At 52.9% G+C, this 21,708-nt stretch carries 17 protein-coding genes; 11 read left to right on the forward strand and 6 right to left on the reverse strand.

Annotated elements, in window-relative coordinates:
- Positions 1 to 94: 94 nt before the first annotated feature.
- The 3 genes from FH871_RS12375 to FH871_RS12385 all read right to left on the reverse strand — a co-directional run bounded on the left by FH871_RS12375 (position 95) and on the right by FH871_RS12385 (position 2,617).
- Entirely contained in the window at positions 95 to 1,204 is a 1,110-nt protein-coding gene (locus FH871_RS12375) for a FecR family protein (RefSeq protein WP_138991742.1), read from the reverse strand.
- A 69-nt stretch (positions 1,205 to 1,273) separates the two neighbouring features.
- A complete protein-coding gene (locus FH871_RS12380) occupies positions 1,274 to 1,885 on the reverse strand; it encodes an RNA polymerase sigma factor (protein ID WP_138991743.1) in 612 nt (203 codons plus the stop codon).
- A 108-nt stretch (positions 1,886 to 1,993) separates the two neighbouring features.
- Positions 1,994 to 2,617: a pyridoxamine 5'-phosphate oxidase family protein gene (locus FH871_RS12385; RefSeq protein ID WP_138991744.1), complete on the reverse strand. Its 624-nt coding sequence runs from the start codon at positions 2,615 to 2,617 to the stop codon at positions 1,994 to 1,996.
- A gap of 186 nt (positions 2,618 to 2,803) precedes the next feature.
- Between FH871_RS12385 and FH871_RS12390 the strand changes: the two genes are divergently transcribed.
- The gene (locus FH871_RS12390; RefSeq protein WP_138991745.1) at positions 2,804 to 4,282 is read left to right on the forward strand and encodes a PLP-dependent aminotransferase family protein; all 1,479 of its coding nucleotides are present in this window, start codon (positions 2,804 to 2,806) and stop codon (positions 4,280 to 4,282) included.
- A gap of 296 nt (positions 4,283 to 4,578) precedes the next feature.
- Here the strand turns inward: FH871_RS12390 and FH871_RS12395 are convergent, their stop codons facing one another.
- Positions 4,579 to 5,343, reverse strand: coding sequence for a cupin domain-containing protein (locus FH871_RS12395; RefSeq protein ID WP_138991746.1), 765 nt, complete (start codon positions 5,341 to 5,343; stop codon positions 4,579 to 4,581).
- Positions 5,344 to 5,480: 137 nt separating this feature from the next.
- On the opposite strand from FH871_RS12395, the gene FH871_RS12400 reads away from it, so the two are divergent.
- A complete protein-coding gene (locus tag FH871_RS12400; RefSeq protein ID WP_138991747.1) occupies positions 5,481 to 6,197 on the forward strand; it encodes an SDR family oxidoreductase in 717 nt (238 codons plus the stop codon).
- A gap of 76 nt (positions 6,198 to 6,273) precedes the next feature.
- Here FH871_RS12400 and FH871_RS12405 read toward each other — a convergent pair whose 3' ends face one another.
- Positions 6,274 to 6,669, reverse strand: coding sequence for a T9SS type A sorting domain-containing protein (locus FH871_RS12405; RefSeq protein WP_138991748.1), 396 nt, complete (start codon positions 6,667 to 6,669; stop codon positions 6,274 to 6,276).
- 214 nt (positions 6,670 to 6,883) lie between these two features.
- Here FH871_RS12405 and FH871_RS12410 point away from each other — a divergent pair, with 214 nt between their 5' ends.
- The gene (locus FH871_RS12410; RefSeq protein ID WP_138991749.1) at positions 6,884 to 8,452 is read left to right on the forward strand and encodes a serine hydrolase; all 1,569 of its coding nucleotides are present in this window, start codon (positions 6,884 to 6,886) and stop codon (positions 8,450 to 8,452) included.
- A gap of 75 nt (positions 8,453 to 8,527) precedes the next feature.
- Here FH871_RS12410 and FH871_RS12415 read toward each other — a convergent pair whose 3' ends face one another.
- Positions 8,528 to 9,850, reverse strand: a complete 1,323-nt coding sequence (locus FH871_RS12415) for a DEAD/DEAH box helicase (RefSeq protein ID WP_212768222.1) — start codon at positions 9,848 to 9,850, stop codon at positions 8,528 to 8,530.
- 193 nt (positions 9,851 to 10,043) lie between these two features.
- Between FH871_RS12415 and FH871_RS12420 the strand changes: the two genes are divergently transcribed.
- The 8 genes from FH871_RS12420 (at position 10,044) to FH871_RS12450 (ending at position 21,656) form a co-directional block, all read left to right on the forward strand.
- Positions 10,044 to 10,439: a Dabb family protein gene (locus FH871_RS12420; RefSeq protein ID WP_138991750.1), complete on the forward strand. Its 396-nt coding sequence runs from the start codon at positions 10,044 to 10,046 to the stop codon at positions 10,437 to 10,439.
- 310 nt (positions 10,440 to 10,749) lie between these two features.
- Complete coding sequence (locus tag FH871_RS33985) at positions 10,750 to 10,878, forward strand: hypothetical protein (RefSeq protein ID WP_255516903.1); 129 nt, start codon at positions 10,750 to 10,752, stop codon at positions 10,876 to 10,878.
- Between the two features lie 4 nt (positions 10,879 to 10,882).
- Positions 10,883 to 11,572, forward strand: a complete 690-nt coding sequence (gene budA / locus FH871_RS12425) for an acetolactate decarboxylase (RefSeq protein ID WP_229317249.1) — start codon at positions 10,883 to 10,885, stop codon at positions 11,570 to 11,572.
- A gap of 159 nt (positions 11,573 to 11,731) precedes the next feature.
- Positions 11,732 to 14,539 carry a M14 metallopeptidase family protein gene (locus tag FH871_RS12430; protein WP_138991751.1) on the forward strand — a complete coding sequence of 936 codons (2,808 nt, stop codon included), beginning with the start codon at positions 11,732 to 11,734 and terminating at the stop codon, positions 14,537 to 14,539.
- A 163-nt stretch (positions 14,540 to 14,702) separates the two neighbouring features.
- Positions 14,703 to 15,440 (forward strand): IclR family transcriptional regulator, encoded by a 738-nt coding sequence (locus tag FH871_RS12435; protein WP_138991752.1) that lies wholly within the window; start codon positions 14,703 to 14,705, stop codon positions 15,438 to 15,440.
- Positions 15,441 to 15,629: 189 nt separating this feature from the next.
- Entirely contained in the window at positions 15,630 to 18,629 is a 3,000-nt protein-coding gene (locus tag FH871_RS12440; protein WP_138991753.1) for a TonB-dependent receptor, read from the forward strand.
- Positions 18,630 to 18,718: 89 nt separating this feature from the next.
- Positions 18,719 to 20,167 (forward strand): RagB/SusD family nutrient uptake outer membrane protein, encoded by a 1,449-nt coding sequence (locus FH871_RS12445; protein ID WP_138991754.1) that lies wholly within the window; start codon positions 18,719 to 18,721, stop codon positions 20,165 to 20,167.
- Between the two features lie 112 nt (positions 20,168 to 20,279).
- Positions 20,280 to 21,656, forward strand: coding sequence for an endo-1,4-beta-xylanase (locus FH871_RS12450; RefSeq protein WP_138991755.1), 1,377 nt, complete (start codon positions 20,280 to 20,282; stop codon positions 21,654 to 21,656).
- The last annotated feature ends 52 nt before the right edge of the window (positions 21,657 to 21,708 follow it).

Below are 21,708 nucleotides of genomic sequence, written 5' to 3' on the forward strand. Positions count from 1 at the left end.
TGCTCATGGATAGCGACAGCAGTGGTTGCATACTGGTTTCCAGTAATTTTTTTAGAAAAAATTTACTGGAATTGCCTAATCGGTTCAATTATAACTAGTTATTTTCACACCCTTCGCTGTGAATAACGATCTGCCCGTCTACCATTTCGTAGGACGAGCGGGTAATTTTGCAGATCAGATTGAGTTTTTCAAACAGCGATTCACCGGCCAGATTGGCCGTCAGGTAACAGTCTTTCAGGTTGGCCGCATCGTAAATGAACGTCAGCCCGTAGGTTTTTTCCAGCAACGAAAACACCTCCGAAACCGGTGCTTCTTCAAAAATGTAAGCCTCTTTGGTGACCTTCTGAAGCGTGATCGGTTGCTCGACAACGGATTTCACCAGGCGTTTTTCGGTCGTCGAGAACACCACCTGCTGGTTGGGCGTCAGCACCATGCCGACTGACTCGTTCTTGCGGGCGGGCTGTTCTTTCTCCACATCTTTCCGCATGTAGACCGACACCCGGCCCGACCGAACCTCCACTTTGGCGTTGGTTTCGCCCGTCGTAATCTGAAAACTGGTTCCTAACACCTGCGTCGAAATCTGATCGGTATATACCCAAAACGGCATTTTTGGATTTTTCTTAACCGAAAAAAACGCCCGCCCGCTCAGGTAAACTTCCCGTTTGGTGGCCGAAAAACGATTCGGATACCGCAGCGTCCCTTTGGGATATAGAACCACCGTGCTGCTGTCGTGGAGCACAAACGTCCGGGGTTCGGCACTTTCGTTGACGGTTTCGGTGTAATCACTCGCCAGGGCAGGGCTGAGGTTTTCAAGGGACGACAGCCGGGTATCGGCCTGTCGGCGCGCATCGGATTTGACGGCATAGGTGAACGCCAGATAACCCAAACCAATAAAAAGCAGGAGGGAAGCCGCCACCCGAAAAACCGTGGTTTGCCACAACGGAACGACGCTCGACTGATTGGATTGAACGATATTATTAAAAATCTGATCCAGTTCGGCCGGTTGTAAGGCGGTATTTTTCTCCTCCAGCGCCTGCAAAAAAGCCCGGGCTACCTGCACTTTGTCGGTGCAATCCGGATTTTCGGCCAGCCATTCCGACCAGAACGCGCCACTTTGGGCGTTGCGGTCGATGACCCAATGCCGGAAGTACTCGTCCCGCGTCAAATCGTCAACGCTGTAGTTTCGATAATCGGGCGTCCTCATGGTGGTAAGCGTTCATGCTATGAACAGATGGCGGATGATTCGGTTGGATACCCGCCCGTGTTCGTTTATTTAAAAAGTGCTGGTTTTGATCAGGTCGATAAAGAGGATAAAACCGACCCAGTTGTCGCGGAAGGTTTTGAAGGCGGCCTGCAACAGATTGGAAACCGACTGCGGGTTGACGCCCATGATCTCGGCAATTTCGTCGCGTTCGAGGTTTTGGTAATAGCGGAGGTAAATCACTTCACGCTGCCGTTTGGGCAGTTGATTCAGTGAATCGGCAATCCGTTTGGTGGTTTCGGCCAGGCTTTCCTGTTCGATAACCGACCATTCCGGCGAAAATTCCACGAAATTCAGGTCATTTTCGAGATCCGTCGGCTCATCGTCCCGGTTGATGCGCTGCCGGTAACCCTCGCGCAATACCCGCTTGCGGACGGAACTGAGCAGATAGGCCCGGACGCTGTCGGGGACCGCCACGCGTTCGCGCCGGTTCCAGATTTCGATGAACACCTCCTGAACACAGTCCTTGACGAAGTCTTCATCCCGCAGAAATTTGTAGCCATAGTTCTGCAGAGCGTTGAAATACTTGTCGATCAATTTCCGCAAACCGGTTTCGTTCCCGGTCTTGAGCTGCTCCCAAAACAGCAAGTCCATTCCGGCCGACGCATTTCCACTGGTCTTCATACAACAGGAGCCCGGACGATAGCTTCCGGACTCCTGTTAAACGTAAGAATGTAAAATTCCTACTCTTAAAAAAACAATGTTCATTCGTAATGTCGTTATACGCTGTTCTTACTGCAGATAGGGAGGCAGGGGTAAAGCCACGCTCGATTCATCGGGAATAGCCGCCCGACGAACGGTTTCCAGCGGAATGACGCCCGACCAGATTGGCAACGCCAGATCTTCCGGTTCGTCCTTAGGGCCGCCCGTCCGGATTTTGGCGGAGGCTTCGTCCAGTGAGAATGACAAAACCGTTGTTTTCCGGATTTCACTTTCCGTTTCTTTCCGTAAATCATCCCAGCGGTTTGGGATCAATTTATTGGTAATCAGGGCCAACGCTTCCACTTTTTGGGCATAGTCTTCCACTTTTTCGGCGGTGGCAAAAATGATGACGGAGCGGTAATTGACCGAGTGGCTGAACCCCGATTTGGCCAGCACCAGGCCGTCGAGCAGCGTCACGGAAATGCAAACCGGAATTCCTTTTTCGACTTCCCGAATAAAATGACTGCCCACCGATCCGTGAATCAGCAGCCGGTTGTCCAGCCGGGCGTGAGCCGTTGGAATTGATCCCGGCTGTCCATCAATGGCATAACTGATGGTGCAGTAGAGGGCTTCATCGAGAATGGAATAAATCGTTTCGGCCTCATAATGAGCCCGTTTTGCTGAGCGGCTGGGTGTTGTACGCGGGGTTTGCATGTGTTAAGTTGGTTTACGGTTTTCAGTATTTGGTTTACGGTGGCTGGCGCATGATAAGAGCGCGTCAGCCACCGTAAACCAAATACTGAAAACCGTAAACGATTTAAAATTGTGAGTTGTCCTGCAAATTTGCACCTTTACCGGACTATCTATGTCGTCCGGTTTTTCAAAAATAAGTAGTCCGGTATGCCGCCTTTCAAGACCCTGATTGCCGTTGATAAATCCGCCGAAGCCTCGGTCTACCTGCAACTGGCCGAACAGCTCCGGCGGCTGATCGGCGATGGCGTATTAAAAACCGGGCAGAAGTTGCCGGGAACGCGGCAGTTGGCCGAGCTGCTTCAGCTTCACCGCAAAACGATCATTGCAGCCTACGATGAATTGCTGGCGGAAGGCTGGCTCGAATCGCGGGCGGGCAGCGGTACGTTTGTGGTCGATTCGTTGCCGCTGGTTCGGCCGCAAACCCTTGGCAAAGAGGTTGATGAGCAGCGAAACCGCCGGGAACCCGGTTTTCAATTCGAATCCAGGCCGCACCTGGTTCGTTCGTTGTTGTTGATGGGAGACGGCCTGCGGCTGGACGACGGTTTTCCGGACATCCGGCTGGCCCCGATGGAGGAACTGGCCCGCGCGTACCGGAGCTATTTTCGCTGGGGAAATCCGCAGCAGCATTTTGGCTACGGCGATCCGAAAGGCAACCGGCTTCTGCGGGAAGAATTATCGGTTTTCCTGAACGAAACCCGGGCGTTGCGAACAACCGCCGACAACATTCTGATTTCGCGCGGCAGCATGATGGGCATTCACCTGGCCAGTACACTGCTGCTGAAACCGGGTCAGACGGCGGTGGTGGGTGAAACCAACTGGTCGGGAGCCAATATGAATTTTCAGCAGGCCGGGGCCGAATTGCTGACCGTTCCCGTCGACCAGCACGGCATGGATGTGGACGCCCTCGCGGAGCTTTGCCAGCGTCGCCCGGTTCGGCTGGTGTATGTGACGCCCCACCACCATTATCCGACCACGGTCACTTTGCCGCCCGACCGGCGGCTCCGGCTGTTGCAACTGAGTCAGCAATACGGTTTTGTGATCCTGGAAGATGATTACGACTACGAATTTCATTACCTCCGCCGACCGATTTTACCCCTGGCCAGCGCCGACCCGAATGGCATGGTGGTGTACATCGGTTCGCTGTCGAAATCGGTGGCCCCGGCTTTTCGGATCGGCTACGTGGTGGCCTCCGAAACCGTCATCGATGAACTGGCCCGCCTGCGACGCATCATCGACCGGCAGGGCGACGCGATGCTGGAATTTGCAATCGGTCAACTGTTCCGAAACGGCGACATGCGACGGCATTTAAAAAAGGCCCACCAGACTTATCTCTCACGCTGTAACCACTTCTGTTCGTTGCTAACCAGTGCGTTACCGGATCATGTGCAATATGACAAACCGGAAGGCGGTCTGGCGGTTTGGGCGATCTTCGATCCAACCATCGATCTCGCCCAACTTGCTCAAAAAGCCAAGGCGGAAGGGTTGACCTTTTCGGATGGATTGGCGCACAATCCGCCCGGAAAAGCGCTGAACAGCACCCGGCTGGGGTTCGCGTCCAGCACCGAAACCGAGTTGGAACAGAGTGTGGCGATTTTGCGGAAGGTGGTGAGGGGTTTATTCAATTAAGAGCGTTAGTTGTCCCGTAGGGATTAAACAGCGCAGCGTCGGTAGAAAAGGACAGCCCTCCCATCCCAATATCCCGTAGGGATTAAACAGCGTAGCGTCGGTAGAATAGATGATTGGTTATTTCCGCGTGCCGTCAGGCACGCAACCATTCACAGAAATTCGAGGGTCGCGTACCTCACGGCACGCGAGGGAAAAACAGTCTTCCTATACTACCGACGCTGTGCTGTTTTGCCCCTCATGGGGCATATTTAAAATCGAGAAGGGATTTTAAATGATATTAACCGTCAATTTGACCACTACTCAAACTGAAACGCAAAATACGTACACGAACCTTTGGTGGTATTCAAAATGCCGTGGGGAACGTTGGATTCCAGGAAAATGATATCGCCCACTTTCGCCGATTGCATCACGCCATCAATGCTTTCCTGGGCGGTGTTTTCAATCAGGAGCAGGATTTCGGCGGCCCGGTGGGTGTGGGGCGGATGGCTCCACAAGCCTTCATTGAGCGTCGTAACGTGCATTTCAAACCGTTTGCACATGACTGTTGCGCGGTCGAAGATATTGCGTCGACCGCCTTTGGCGTTGGGTTGATATGCCACATCCTTCCAGTCGACCCAGAACGATTGGCCTTTCATTTGCTCTAAATCCAGATCCGGTACTTCTTTCGACGTGTATCGCATGAGGTGATACGTGACGGGCGTAGTGCTTTTGTTTTCAAGCCGGTGGGCATCGCCGGGCATGATCAGCACCACGCTGCCGGGACCTACGGTTTTGATCCGGCTCCCGAGCGAAACGGTCAGTTCCCCGGTTTTGACGATGATCAGAATCTCGTCGTCCAGCGTTTGGGCGGGTTGCGGGGCTCGGTTGGGGGGAAGCGTGATGCCGTGGACGGAGAAATCATTGAAATCCCGCGTGGTGCCTTCCACAATCGTTCGATCGATCACGCCGTCTTTTTTGACCACCGGCGCGTTCTCCCAGGAATAGACTTTGGAAGGGATGGTTTGGGAGAAGGCGGTGTGGGTGGTCAATAAAAGGGCACTAATAAGAAAAAGGAATTTCATGGAACAGGGTTTAGGTCACCCCTCCAAAAGCATGATCTTGACACCGGTTACTGAGATAAACCAAACTTTCCGGTAAAACGCACGGTTATCTCATCAGCTTCGCGAAGCGTCAACGACTCAATTTTATTTTTAGCAGTATGGCAGAAATCATCAAAACCGCCCTCGTTACCGGCGGATCGAAAGGCATTGGATACGGCATTGCCGAAGTATTGATCAACGAAGGAATCCGGGTGGCCATCACCAGCCGCTCACAGGAAGCGGCCGAGGAAGCGGCCGCATCGCTCAACAAAATCAAGGACGGTTTTGCGCTGGGCATTGCCGCCGACGTCCGCGATCTGGTGTCGCAGCAACGCGCCGTCGATGCCATCACCCAGCAGTGGGGTCGGCTGGATTATGTGATCGCCAACGCGGGGGTGGGTCATTTTGCGCCGATTCAGGAGCTGACCTCCGAACAGTGGCAGGAAACCATCGACATCAACCTGACCGGCGTTTTCAATTCCATCAAGGCCACCCTGGACGAGTTGAAAAAATCGGAAGGCTATTTTATCACGATTTCGAGCCTGGCCGGTACCAACTTTTTCGAAAACGGCACGGCCTACAACGCCAGCAAGTTCGGGCTGGTCGGCTTTTCCCAGGCGCTGATGCTCGACCTGCGCAGCGAAGGCATCAAGGTGACGACCATCATGCCCGGTTCAGTGGCTTCGTATTTCAACAACCACGAGCCGAGTGAAAAAGACGCCTGGAAAATTCAGCCGGAAGACATCGGCCAGATCGTCGCCGACCTGATTCGGATGCCCGCCCGGACGCTCCCCAGCAAGATTGAGGTGCGCCCTTCCCGGCCCGGTGGCAAATGAGAGAAGGACTATTAAAAACGAAAGAAGCCGGCTGAAAAGCCGGCTTCTTTCGTTTACCACCCGAAGATTTCGGGTCTTAGTTCATGGCGATGTGACGTTCTGTAGTCACCGTTGGTGATGAGGTCTGCAACTTTACTTCTTTCACCTGTTTGGTATTGCCATCCGAAATTTCAACCTGATAAATACCATCCTGCAGTTGGTTCAGGTCAAAGCGAATGGCCGACGATTCGTGTCCTTTGCCCAATCTTTCAGAAGCCAGGATCTCACCGGTTTCGTTTTTCAGCGTAACATTGATTTTGGCATTTTTGTCCTTATTGACATTCACCCGAATTTTCGACGTGTTGACTACCGGATAAACGACTGATTGGTAGGTAGATTGCGTCTTGGCGGTTTCTTTGTGATCAGCTGCAAAGCTGGATGACGTCGTGGCAATGGTTAAAGCGAGGAAAGCGGAAGCGATGAGTGATTTCATGGTATTTGTTGTTTTTGTGTTGTGTTTCGTATCGGTTGTTTTCTGCGGCAGCTTGTGATTCGCCGTTTCGATGGGTCAAAACAACGGCGAAAATCGCTACCTTGCTATGCATAGTACTCCGGCGGTAAAACGGATCGATGAATGGTTTGCTGGAGGGATGAATAATTAATCGGCGCGAACTGTGTATCTTTAAAAACCCATCAAAATACCCTTTATGAGAACACCAATCCACTTCATCGGCCTTTTGCTGGTCAGTTTCCTGAGTGTAAAACCGGCTTTCGCGCAGGTCATCACCGCGCCCCAAATCGATCAACTGGTTGAAAATACACTGAAAACCTTCGAGGTGCCGGGCATTGCCGTCGCCATAGTAAAAGATGGAAAGGTAATTCATTCAAAAGGCTACGGCGTCCGGTCCATGCATTCCACACAGAAGGTCGATGCCAATACATTATTCGGCATTGCTTCCAACAGCAAGGCGTTTACGGCGGCAACGCTCGGCATTCTGGTCGATGAGGGCAAACTGAGCTGGGACGACAAGGTGATCGACTACATCCCGGAGTTCCGGCTCTACAATGCGTACGTTACCGAGGATTTTACGATTCGCGATTTACTGACCCACCGGAGTGGCCTCGGTCTCGGCGCCGGGGATTTGATGTTCTTTCCCGATTCCAGCGATTTTCAGTTGAAAGACGTGATTCATAACCTGCGGTATCTGAAACAGACGTCCGGTTTTCGGACCAAATACGATTATGACAATCTCCTGTATATGGTGGCGGGTGAGGTGGTGAAGCGGGCGTCGGGCCTGAGCTGGGAGGAATTTGTGGAAACCCGGATCATGAAACCGCTCCAGATGGAGAACAGCGCAGCGTCGTTTTCCCGGCTCAAAAATAAATCGAATGTCATCGACGCCCACGCCGTGATCGAGGGCAAACTGCGGACGGTCAGGCGCGGTCGGCTGGACGTCGGGAATTCGGCGGGCGGCATCAACAGCAGCATCAACGACCTGAGCAAATGGGTGATCATGCAACTCAATGGCGGAAAATACGGCGACGGTTTGAGCAAAACCCTGTTCAGCCCGAAGGTGCAGGACGACATGTGGTCGCCCCAAACCATTATTCCGGTGCGCAATCCCGGACCCTACAACACCCATTTCAGTTCCTACGGTTTGGGCTGGCGACTGAATGATGCCAAGGGCTACAAGCAGATTTCGCACACCGGCGGTTTGCCCGGTATGGTGACGCAGGTGATGCTAATACCGGAACTAAAACTGGGCATCATCGTGCTGACCAACCAGCAATCCGGGGCGGCTTTCACGGCCATTACCAACCAGATTCTGGACAGTTATTTCGGAATCACCGGCACCGATCGGGTGAAGGAATACAGCGACCGGCTGCGCGAAAATACCGCCAGTGCCGACAAAGTAACCGACGAGGTTTGGAAAACCGTTGCGGCTGAAAAGGAGAGTACCGCGTCAAAACCGCCGATTCATTTTTACACCGGCACCTATCACGACAAGTGGCTGGGTGACGTTTCCATTGTGCCGGATAACCTGAGACTCCTGTTTGTCTCAAAGCGGTCTCCGCGATTAACCGGCGAACTGTTCCATTATAAAGGCAATACGTTCGTGGTCAAATGGAACGACCGGAGTCTGGAAGCGGATGCGTTTGTGATGTTTGGTCTGGATTATGAAGGAAAACCGGTTTCGATGAAAATGAAAGCCATTTCGCCCTTAACAGATTTTAGCTACGACTTCCACGACCTGGATTTTACGAAAAAGAAGTAAAGACAAGAGAGGTGAGACAAGAGTATAGAGAGACGGTTTTTATTCTCTTGTCTCACCTCTCTTGTCTTGTCAAAACTACCTCGCCACTTCAATCTTATACTTTTTCCCTTTCATTTTTTCGTCCTTGATCTTCGCCAGCAACTCCTTGACTTTGGACTTTCGGACGGCTGCGAAGGAGATGAAGTCTTTCACTTCGATCAGGCCCAGATCGCCTTTTTCGAGTCCGCCTTTTTGGGAGAAAAAACCGACAATGTCGATTTTGTTGAGTTTATTTTTCTTGCCGCCACTGACGTAAATCGTCTGGAATTGGGGGGGATTGGGCAGTGGCTGGTTGGCCGGAATAACAAACTCATCGAGCGATTCGGGCAGATAGCGGGGTCGTTCTTCATTCCGGTGCAGCAGAATGTAGGCGGTTCCTGAAGCGTGCATCCGGGCCGTCCGGCCGTTACGGTGCAGAAACTCGTGTTCGTGCAGCGGCAGGTGGTAGTGAATGACGAATTTCATCTCGGGAATGTCCAGTCCCCGGGCGGCCAGGTCGGTCGTAATGAGGTAACTGACACTGCCGTTGCGAAACTGGATCAGGGCGCGTTCGCGGTCGTCCTGCTCCATGCCGCCGTGGTAGAACGTCGAAACAATGCCCATTTCGTTCAGGATGGCACTGGTGCGCTCGGCGGCATCGCGGTGGTTACAAAAGATCAAAGCCGCTTCCGAATCCAGTGCGCAGAGCAAGCGAAACAGCGTATCGACTTTGTCTTTTTCTTCCGAAATAACAATTTTGGTCGTCAGGCTTTTGTCGCGGTCATCGTCGGGAATAAAATCGAGTTTGACCGGAGAACGCACACCCGTAAACTCCGGAATGGATATGCCTGACGTGGCCGAAACCAGCACCCGCTTTTGAAGATTCCGCAAGCCGCCGATGATGTAGGACATCTGGTCGTGAAAACCGAGTTCCAGCGACTTGTCGAATTCATCCAGCACCAGCGTATGAATGCCGTCGAGGTCGACCGTTTTGCGGTCGATGTGGTCGGCAATGCGGCCCGGTGTTCCAATCAATACGGCGGGTGGCGTACTCAGATTCTGAATTTCGGTCGCCATCGGATGCCCGCCGTAGCAGACGTTGACTTTGAAACCCGTCCCCATTTTTTTCCAGACCTGCTCAATCTGCAACGCCAGTTCGCGCGAAGGTGCCAGAATCAGACATTGGACTGTTTTTTGCTCCGGTTTAAGAAGTTGCAGAATTGGTAACAAAAAAGCGAGGGTCTTCCCGGAACCGGTCGGCGCCAGCAACAAAACCGCTTTCTCGGCCACAACCGCTTCCCGGGCTTCCCGCTGCATGGGGTTAAAGGCTTCAATTCCCAGGTTCGAAAGCAGGGGAGCAAGGTCTAGATTGGTTTCCATCCTGCAAAAGTAACGGATTTTAACCGACCCCAACGATCTGCCCGGAATAAGCTGGGGTTTGGGCGGTTTTCGGTCGGGGAAAGTATTTTTCAGAAATCGACAATCCCCGGCAGCAATGCGGAGAATCTTGTTCATTTTTGTGGTTTAACCCATTCTATTTTTTCAGAAACCGCCATGAGCGGACGACATTTTTATGAAAGAACAATCACGCAGAGCCTTTGTCAAAAGCAGTGTCGGGGCCGGACTCGGTCTGGGTTTATCAGGCAGCGCACCGAAAGAGCTGTTTGTCCATCACGTTTATTTTTACCTGAAAAATCCGGGCAGCGAGGCCGATAAAGCCAAATTAATGGAAGGGTTGAATAAACTGGCTAAAGTGCCGACCATCAAACTGGTACACATCGGCACGCCCGCACCCACCACCCGTTCCGTGATCGAACGCTCGTATGCCGTGTCGTGGCTGTGCTTTTTCGATAACCTGATGGATGAAGAGATTTACCAGACGCACCCCATTCACCTGAAATTCGTGGAGGACTATTCGGCCCTGTGGGAAAAAGTGATCGTCTATGATTCCGTTGGCCCGAAGCGGTAAACCAATTTCGACAATGGAATTAGGTTCATTTCGATATACAAGCCACTTATCCCGGAGGGATCTAACAGCGAAGCGTCGCCGGGCTGCCGGAGCGGTAGAATACAATGCAATATCAGGCTTACGTGCCGATAGGTACGCAACCCCATTTTCCCTGTGAATCATTGCGTACCTATCGGCACGCGGAACGGATTAATCGGGATCCTATCTACCGCTCCGGCGGCCCGGCGACGCTTCGCTGTTTAACCCCTACGGGGGTAAATAACCATAACCCTTTCTCCCTCATAAATAACCATAACCCTTTCTCCCTCAAATGACTATTTACTCAACCGCTGCGGCTAAAAACAACGTTCTGACCATTCTGCTTGGTGGTTTTTTTTTTAATGCAGGGCTGCACCCAACAACAACCCGCCGAAACCGCCAGGACGAATCCGGCAACTGATTTTATGTACCAGTATTCCATCATCGATGCCCTGCTCGCCGGGGTCTTCGACGGCAATCTGACGCTGGGGCAACTGAAAACCAAAGGCGATTTCGGGATTGGAACCTTCAACCGGGTAGACGGCGAACTGATTGTGCATCAGGGTACGGTGTACAAAGTAAGTGCCGACGGCAGCATTCATGAAATGCCGGACACCGACAGCACGTCGATTGCGTTTGTGAAGTTTTTTAAAGCGGATTCCACCTTTACCATCCAGGGGACAGCCACGCTCGACCAGATCGAAAAAGACCTGATGGCAGCTTTGCCCGCCAACGAGCTATACGCCATCCGGATGAAAGGTGACTTCCCGAAACTGACGGCCCGCGCCCCCGGTGCCGCCAAAAAACCGTATCCGTCGCTGAAAGACCACCTTGCCAAAGAACAATACCTTTTCAACCTCACCAACACGCGGGGGGTGGTGATCGGCTTTCTGTTGCCGGGCTATCTGGCGAAGGTCAACGTCCCCGGTTTTCACTTTCACTACCTGACCGACGACCACAAAGCCGGTGGTCACATCTTCGATTTTACCGCGAACAACCTCACCGTCGAGATTGATAAAATTCAGGGATACAGCGTGGAACTGAATACCAATGCCGACTTCGACAAAGTCAGTCTGGACAAAGACCGCCAGGAGGAGCTGAAGAAGATTGAGTAGCTGGTTTGGAGTTTGGGGCCACGCAACGGCTTTATATTCTGTAATTCTCCATAAAATATATGGCAATCATTATAAATGATAAAATTATATTTTGTAACTGATTTGTAGAACGAGAAAATTAGCTTATTTCGTCTTACCAACGAACTAATCCGATTTCCTATGAGAAGACATTTTTTACAAGGTTTATTCTTCTTACTCGTTCTGAGCCAGACCGCTGTTCAGGCCCAGACGATTCCCTCACCCAAAGAACATTTCGGTTTCAACATCGGTGACGACTACCAACTCGCCACCTACACCCAAACCGAAGCCTATTTCAAAAAACTCGCGGCTTCGGACCGTACCAAACTGGTCGATATCGGGATGACGGAAGAGGGTCGTCACCAGTACATGATCATCGTGTCGTCACCCGAAAACCTCAAAAAACTCGACCGCTACAAGGAAATTTCCACCAAACTGGCCCGCGCCGAAGGCATCAGCGATGAGCAGGCCCGTGCGATGGCCGCCGAAGGAAAAGCCGTGGTCTGGATTGATGGCGGCCTGCATGCCACCGAAACCGTCGGCACCATGCAACTGATCGAAACCGCCTGGCAGCTGGTGAGCCGCAAAGACCCCGAAACGCTGCGGATTCTGGATAACGTGGTGATTCTGCTCACCCACGCCAATCCCGACGGGCAGGAACTGGTCAGTAGCTGGTACATGCGTGAACCCAAACCGGAAAAGCGTTTGCTGGAAAATGTGCCGCGTCTGTATCAGAAATACGCGGGTCACGACAACAACCGCGACTTTTTCATCATGAACATGAAAGAGTCGCAAAATATTGGCCGTCAGTTGTTTATCGAATGGTTGCCGCAAATTATGTACAACCACCACCAGCGCGGCCCGGCGGGTTCGGTACTGGCGGGACCGCCGTATCGCGATCCGTTCAATTACGTGTTCGAGCCGCTGATGATCACCGGAATCGATGCCCTCGGCGCGGCCATGATCAACCGGCTGAATTCCGAAAACAAACCCGGTTTTACACGACTGGGCGGTTCGGTTTTCTCGACCTGGTACAACGGCGGGTTGCGCACCACGACGCACTTCCACAACATGATCGGTTTGCTGACGGAAATCATCGGCAACCCAACCCCGGAAGATGTGCCGCTCGTTCCCAACCGGCTGATTCCCAACGGCAATACGCCGTTTCCGGTGACGCCCCAGAAATGGCATTTCAAACAGTCGATCGATTATTCGATCTCGCTTAATTACGCCACGCTGGATTACGCGGCCCGTCACGGCGATCAGCTGCTGTACAACATTTATAAGATGGGCAAAAACGCCATCGAGCACGGCAGCACCGATTACTGGACGCTTTCGCCCAAACGCGTCGATGCGATCAACCAGTTGCACCAGGCGGATTTGAAAAAAGCCGCTCCGGGAGCCGCCAGTGCCACAACGCCCGACCAATACGGTTTGCTGCCCCGTGGCGGTGGAATTCCGGTGAAATATTTCGATGCGGTTTTGAAAGATCCGGCCCTGCGGGACCCGCGCGGCTTTATTATTTCGGCCGATCAGCCGGATTTTGCCACGGCGGTCAAGTTTGTCAATGCCCTCATCAAAACCGGGATTCAGATTCAGGAAGCCACGGCTGATTTTACGGTGGCAGGCAGGAAATACCCGGCGGGTTCGTACGTCGTGAAAACCGATCAGGCGTTCCGACCCCACGTATTGGACATGTTCGAACCGCAGGATCACCCGAACGATTTTCAGTATCCCGGTGGCCCGCCGGTTCGTCCGTACGATGCCGCTGGTTGGACTTTGGCGTTCCAGATGGGTGTCAAAGTAGACCGGATTCTGGAAGGGTTCGACGGGCCGTTCAAAAAGCTGCCGTATGGCGAATTGCAGTCGCCGAAAGGAAAAATCGATGCAACGGCTGCGGCTGGCTACGCGCTGAGCGCGCAGGCCAATAACACCTTCATTGCGGTCAATGATTTGCTGAAATCGGGTGTTGAGGTGTTCCGGTTACCAACCGGTGTTAGCGGAAAATCGTCGCTCGGCGCGGGCACGTTCTTTGTTCCGGCTTCAGCCAAAGCGAAGTCAATTCTGGACAAATCGGCCAAAGAATTGGGGCTGGAAGTTGTTGGCGTGGCCAAACGGCCGACGGGCGCACTGGTCAAAGTGGCCCCGATGCGGATTGCCCTGTGGGATGCCTACGGCGGGTCAATGCCGTCGGGCTGGGTGCGCTGGATCATGGAACAATACCATTTTCCGATGCAGGTGGTGTATTCGCAGGACATCGACGCGGGTGATCTGAAGAAGAAATACGATGTGATCGTGTTCGTAACCCGCGCCATTCCGTCGACAGGACCGGGTGGTGCTTCTCAGGGTGGCGGTGGCGGTTATGCCAGCCGCGAACCGAAAGCCGAAGAATTGCCCGCCGAATTCCGGCCGTGGCTGGGCAAGATTACCGCCGAAAAATCGATTCCGGAACTTCGGAAATTTCTGGAAGCGGGCGGCAATGTCGTCACCATCGGCAGCAGCACCAACCTCGCCTATCACCTGGGTTTGCCGGTGAAAAATGCGCTGGTCGAAATGACCAACGCGGGTCAGGAACGGCCCTTGTCGAACGAAAAATACTACATTCCCGGCAGCATTCTCCGGATCGATCTGGACTCGACCCAGCAGGCAACCTGGGGCATGGCGAAGCAAACCGATGTGTATTTCGACGCCAGCCCGGTTTTCAAAATCTCGCCGGATGCCGTGGCGAAAGGGACCGTAAAACCGCTGGCGTGGTTCTCGACCGACAAACCGCTGCGGAGTGGCTGGGCCTGGGGTCAGGCCTATTTACAGGATGGTGTCGCGGCTTTCATGGCTCCCGTCGGTTCCGGCAAACTCTACGCCTTTGGACCGGAAATTACCTTCCGCGCCCAGGCGCAGGGAACGTTCAAGCTGCTGTTTAACCAGTTGTATTCGACGGCGATGCCGTAACCGGGTTCGATATTGCGTGATTTCGCTGGCCGGGATTGGTGCTGCAAAAAGCAGCTCTGATCCCGGCCAGTTTTGTTTTAAGGGCCTGTTGATAAGGAATAGACAGGATGATTTTTGGTTTGTTATAATTTACATTTATTTTGCATTATAAAATTGATGTAAAATGATTCAGGTAATTAACCGCGCGCTTGACCTGCTGGAGCAAATTGCGAACGAACCGGAGAAACCCAAATCCCTGACAGAGCTGGCCGACGGCTTAAGTCTGAACCACGGTACCTGCGCCAACATTCTCAAGACGCTGGTAACCCGGGGGTATGTCGAGCAGATCGGTACCAAAAAAGGGTATATTCTGGGGGCCAAATCGTATTATTTAACGGGGAATAAGTCGTACCAGAAAGACTTGCTGGAAGCCGCCCGCGAAGAGATGGATGCCCTGACGCTGCTCATCAATGAAAACTGTTTGCTGGCCGTTCTTAAAGATAATCAGCGGATTGCATTGTATCGGACCTTCGCTGAACAGGATTTGCAGGTGCGTACGACCGACATCAAACCGGTGTACGATTCGGCTTCCGGGCGGCTTTTGATCGCGATGCTCCCCGACGAAAAGAAGCAGCGGTTTATCGCAAAATATGGTCTTCCGACCGGCGACTCCTGGCCCGAAATTCAGTCCGAATCGAACCTGCTGGAGACCCTGGCGCTTATTCGCCGGGAAGAACTGGCCCTGCAAACCATTGCCAACCGCCACGTCATGGGACTGGCAGTGCCCATTTACAAGAATGGCCTGGTGGTGGCCAGCCTTAGCATCTACCTGCCCGAATATCGCTACATGGCATTGGACAAAAGACAACTGATTGCCTCACTTCGCAATTCGGCTGAGAAGATTAATAAACGATTGATTTAAAGTGAATTGTGTTGAAGCAAAACGGGGCTTCGGCCCTTTTTTTGTGTCCGGCGAAATCCATCAATCGACTGAAAGCACTATTTTTTATAAAAAAACTGAAAATAATTTGGAGTGAATCCGGATTTGTGATTAGAATTGCAATGAAATAAAATTAGATTTTATAATATAAAAATTAAAATTCTGAACCCTATGAAAAAAAACCTTTATAGATGGCTTTGTGTCTGTCTGGCGGTTTTGTTGATCCCGTCGATCGGATGGACGCAATCGGTGGTGATAACGGGCCGGGTAACCGGGGCGGCTGACAATGCGCCCTTACCGGGTACGTCGGTTTCGCTCAAAGGAACCACAACGGGAACCACAACGGATGCGGAAGGAAATTACCGGCTAACATTGGCAAACCAGGCCAATGCAACGCTGGTCATTTCGTCGGTGGGTTACGTGGCACAGGAAATCGCCGTCGGGAAACAGTCGGTCGTCAATGCCGCTCTGGTGGTCGATTCCCGGCAACTGGATGAGGTCGTCGTGGTAGGCTACGGAACCGTCCGGAAGTCGGATTTGACCGGCTCCCTGGCGCAGGTGAAGGCCAAAGAGCTGAACGCGTTTCCGGCAACCAACGTCCTCCAGGCGTTGTCGGGCCGGGCGCCGGGCGTGCAGGTGACGCAGAACACGGGGGCGCCGGGGGCCGGTATCAGCGTCCGGATTCGGGGGACCAACTCGATTCAGGGCAGCAACGAACCGCTGTATGTGGTGGACGGTTTTCCGACTTCGGGCAGCAATCCGACCATCATCAACAACACGGATATTGAAAGTATTGAAATTCTGAAAGATGCCTCGGCGACGGCGATTTACGGGTCGCGGGGGGCCAACGGCGTGGTTTTGATTACGACCAAACAGGGCAAATCCGGCAAAATGCAGGTGGATTACGAAGGCAGCTACAGCACCCAGACCCTGCGCAAAAAACTGGATTTGATGAATGCCCGGGAGTATGCGACGTTCTACAACGAACAGGCCACGACCGATAAAGTGACGCCGTATTTCACGCAGGCGCAGATCGATGGGTTTGGCGAAGGGTTCGACTGGCAGGATCTGATTTTCCGGAAAGCGCCCATGCAGACGCACAACCTGACCATCAGCGGAGGCAACGAGAAAACGCGGTATTCGGTGGGCGGGAGCATTTTTAACCAGCAGGGCATTGTGATCGGCAGTGACTACAAACGGTATTCGCTCCGGGCCAACATCTCGTCGGATGTCAGCCGGAAACTCAATCTGTCGTATGGGGCCACGCTGACCAAAATCACAACGAGCCGCCAGAATTCGGGGGGCGGCAACCGGGGCGGTTCGCTCATCTCGGCGGCCATTTCGGCCCCGCCAACCCTGACACCGTACAACGAAGACGGTTCGTATCGCGTACTGGCAACGGCCTATCCCTTCATTTCCAATGTGTTGACCAATCCGCTCAATTACATCTACCAGTCTTCCGATGATGTCGATGCCAACCGGGTGCTGGCCAACGCGGCCCTGACGTTCAAACCGTTCGACGGCCTGGCCATCAAGATTTCCGGCGGTATTGAAAACAGCGATGACCGCACGGACTCCTACACAACAACCAAATTTGTCAACTCCCAGGGCAGTGCCAGCGTGTCGACGAGCCGGGGAATGAGCCTGTTGAGTGAAAACACGATCAGCTACATCAAAACTATTGCCGTCAAACACAGCATTTCGGCAGTGGCCGGATTTACTTACCAGGATTTTCTGAGCAAATCATTGAACGCGTCGGGCGTGGGCTTTCTGAGCGACATCACCGAAACCGCCAATCTGGGTTCGGCGGCAACACCGGGTATTCCGGGGACGGGTTATTCGCTCAGTACGTTGCTGTCGTATCTGGGGCGTGTGAATTACAGCTATAACAATAAGTATCTGGCTACGATCAGTTTCCGGGCCGACGGGTCTTCCAAATACAGCGAAGGCAACAAATGGGGCTACTTCCCCTCGGGCGCTCTGGCCTGGCGGGTATCGGAAGAAGAGTTCATGAAAAATGTGCCGTTCATTACCGACCTGAAGGCGCGGGCGAGCTGGGGCCTGACGGGTAGCCAGGCGATTGGGGCGTATGCGACCCTCAACAACCTGTCGGCGGGAAAAACCGTGTTCGACGATGCGCTCTACAACACCTTCGCCCCCGGAACGCAGTTGCCCGGCAACCTGAAGTGGGAAACCACGGAGCAAACCGACTTCGGGATCGACGCGGGTTTTCTGGGCAACCGCTACCGCCTGACCCTCGATTATTACATCAAACACACCCGCGACCTGCTCAATACGGTGCAGTTACCGAGCGGTTTTGGGTTTACGAGCACGATTCGGAACGTCGGCGAAATTCAGAACAAAGGGCTGGAAATTGGACTGGAAGCTCGAATTTTTGACAAAGCGTTTAAATGGGATGTCAACGGCAATATTTCCTTCAACCGCAGCAAGGTGGTCAAACTGAATGGCGGGCAGGACATTCTGGGCGGCAGTGTGGGCGTAACGCTCATCAGCGATGCCGCCAACCTGCTGCGCGAAGGTCAGCCGATGAGCGTGTTTTATGGGTACGTGGAAAACGGCTACACCGAACAGGGTAAGGTGAAGTATGTGGACCAGAACGGTGACAACGTGATCAACCAGCTCGACAAAACCATCATCGGCAATCCGAACCCCGACTTTATTTACGGTTTTAATTCGGCCATGTCGTTCCGGGGTTTCGACCTGACGTTTTTCGTGCAGGGAACGCAGGGGAACAACCTGGTCAACGTCAGTTCGATCAACAACACGCTCGACTACGGTTTTGGGCTGAACATGCCCCGGGAAGTGTTGTATAACCACTGGACACCGACCAACACCACCGCGAAATACCCGGTTATTTCCCGCGCCAACAGCTACAACTATTCCGACCGCTTTGTCGAAGATGGGTCGTATTTGCGCCTGCGAAACATTCAACTGGCTTATAACCTGCCTTTGCAGAAAATGGGCGTCACCTGGATGCGGACGGCGCAGGTCTACGCCAGTGGGCAGAACCTGCTGACCCTCACGAAATACTCGTGGTGGGACCCGGAAACCAACTCGCAGGGTGGCGCTAATTCCATCGGTCAGGGTATCGACCACTACAGCTATCCCACCTCAAAATCCGTCACCTTTGGCCTGCGGGTCGGTTTTTAATTTTATTGAGCGAATTAGTGAATGAGCGATTGAGTGGCTGTCGCATGGATAATTCACTCAATCACTCATTCGCTCAATCACAAATAGATATGAAAAAGATACTATTTCTTCCCCTGATTCTTAGCCTGTTATCCTGCGAGGATGTGCTGGTTGAGAAGCCCAAAGCCGTCGCGGTGGAGACGTTTTACAATACCGCCAGTGAAGTAGAAGCGGCCGTGAATGCGGCATACGCCCAGCTCCGGGCCACCAATGGCATCACGGGGCAGTTGGGTGCGCAGCTCGAAGCGTATACCGATTACAGTTATGGCCGGGGTAGCTACCAGGTGCTGAGCGATTTTCAGGGGCTGAACAGCACGAACATTCCGCGGACCGACGACGGCTGGCGGTTGTTCTACCTCTGCATCCGCAATGCCAATCTGGTGATTCAGAATGCCCCGAAAGGCAGCAGTATCAGCCCGGCCGACGTCACGAAATATGTCGCTGAAGCCAAATACCTGCGCGCTTTCGCGTATTTCTGGTTGGTTCGCAACTGGGGTGGCGTGCCGATCCGCACCGAAGCGACGCTCAATGAACCCAATGTCAAGCGCAACACCGCCGAAGAAGTGTATACCTTGATTCTGAGTGATTTAAAAGAAGCCGAAGCCAATCTGCCCGACAAAGGCACGCAGGTGGGCCGGGCCACCAAATGGGCGGCCAAGGCGGCTTTGGCCGAAGTGTATTTTACCCGGAACCAGTACGCCGAAGCCCGCGACAAAGCCGACGAAATCATCAAATCCGGGAAATTTTCGCTGGTACCGGTGACGGTTGCCGCCGATTTTGACAGCAAGGTGTTCGGCCCGACGGTCGTTACTTCGACGGAAGAAATCTGGTATCTGAAAGCAACCCGTCAGGGCGGGCAGGGAATGTATCTGGCCATGTTTGCGCACCATCCGGGTTCGAGACTCCACGGTGCTGGCGGTTTTTATGCGCATTACAGCGACACCCAGAACAATCCGGTGCAGAAAACCTGGGACGAAAAAGATTTACGGAAAACCGCCTTCTGGTATAGCTGGGACATTGGCCTGGGGAAAAACAGCATTTTGTGCAAGAAGTTTTCGGACCCGGTTGCGGCTACCAGCGACGGCGCGGGGAATGATTTCCCAATCTACCGCTACGCCGATATTTTGTTGCTGTATGCCGAAGCCGCCAGCCGGGCCGGAACCGGGCCAACGGCCGCTGCGATGGAAGCGCTGAATCAGGTACACCGCCGGGCCTACGGAAAGGTGCCAACGGTGGCTTCGGACGTGGATTTCAAACTGGCGGACTATACCGCGACGACCTTTCATGAACTGGTGCTGAAAGAGCGAGGCTACGAAACGCAGTACGAAGCCAAACGCTGGCTCGATCTGAAACGGCTCGGAACGGCCAAACTGAAAGAGGTGATCAAAACCGCCACCGGAAAAGACGTGGCCGATAAACACCTGTTCTGGCCCATTCCGGTTGCGGAGCTGAATTACAACACCGCCCTTACCGCAACTGACCAGAATCCGGGGTATTGATCAGCGGTTTTCGATATCCGATACGATGGATTATAAAAACGGGCGCAATCGGGCAATTCAAATTTCCAAAAAATAACTAGCCCGCCAATTTCCAACCGGTTACCAATTGAAAATGAAACACATTGTTACGGCAGCATTCCTAACCTTTTCGGCCCTTCAGGCTTCGGCCCAGCTTTCCGACGAGTATAAAAATCAGTGGAACGACCCCGCCATCCAACAACGCATTGCCGATGGCATCCGCGAAAACCGGATGGGGACCTTCACCATTCAGTTTACGGATAAAGAAGGGAATCCCATATCAACCGGGGAGGTTTCGTTAACACAAACCCGCCACGATTTTTACTTCGGAGCCAATGGCTTCATGGTGAAGGGGTTTAAGAATCCGAAAGAAGATGCGCTGTATGAAGCGCATTTTGCCAAACTATTCAATTTCGTCACCATTCCGTTTTACTGGCCCGAACTGGAGCCTGAACCGGGCAAACTCCGTTTTGGAAAAGATAGCCCCTATAGTTACCGCCGTCCTGCGCCCGACGTCGTGATGGAGTTTGTCCGGAAATACAATCTCACACCCAAAGGCCATACGCTCGTGTGGGACAATCCGCGCTGGTCGCTGCCAACCTGGTTACCGAAGGATGAAAAAATCATGGAGCAGAAAATCAGCAAACGGATTCAGGAAATCGGCGAGCGGTACGGTCACGACATTCAGATTTGGGACGTAGTCAATGAAGTAACCGACCGACACCCCGACGTGCTGATGCCTAAAGATTTCGCGTTGAAAGCGTTTAAGGAAAGCGAGCGCCATTTCCCGAACAGCAATGTGTTTACGCTTAATTTCACTACTGGCATCTGGGGACGTAGCAACAAGCGTGAATACAATGCCGATTACCTGCTCACCGAAAATCTGCTGTTACGGAATGCCAAAATCAATGCGATCGGTATGCAGTTTCATAACTTCAGCGAGCCGGAATATGAACAGATCCTGAAGGGTAAAGCCATGACGCCTTCCACCTTGTTCCACACCCTCGATTTGTACGCCGACTTCAATTTGCCCATTCACATTACCGAAATTACGGTATCGGCTTTGTCCGAGAAAGGCCCGGAATACCAGGCCGTCATGACTGAGAATTACTACAAACTATGGTTTAGTCACCCCAAAGTGGAAGGCATTATCTGGTGGAATCTGGTCGATGGAACAGCCGCTCCCGCCCGCATTAAACCGGACGGTACGGTCGTGCCCGGCGAAGACAAATGGAAAGGCGGGCTGTTAAACCGTGACTTTACCAAAAAGCCCGCTTACAACGTATTAGACCGGCTTATCAACCAGGAGTGGCGTACGAACGTAACGACTTCGCCCAAAAATAACGCGGTAAGTTATAAAGGATTCTACGGTACGTATAAAGTGGTTACGCAACGGAACGGGAAGAAATACGAGAAAGAAGTTCAGTTCCCGAAAAGTGGCGCACGTACGCAGGTCGTGGTGCTGGACTGACAAGGCGCATGGTCGATGCGCATTAAAATCGTAGAATAAGGCCCTTATACGG

It is taken from the genome of Larkinella sp. C7 (assembly GCF_006149005.1).
In the GTDB taxonomy this organism is placed as follows: Bacteria; Bacteroidota; Bacteroidia; order Cytophagales; family Spirosomataceae; genus Larkinella.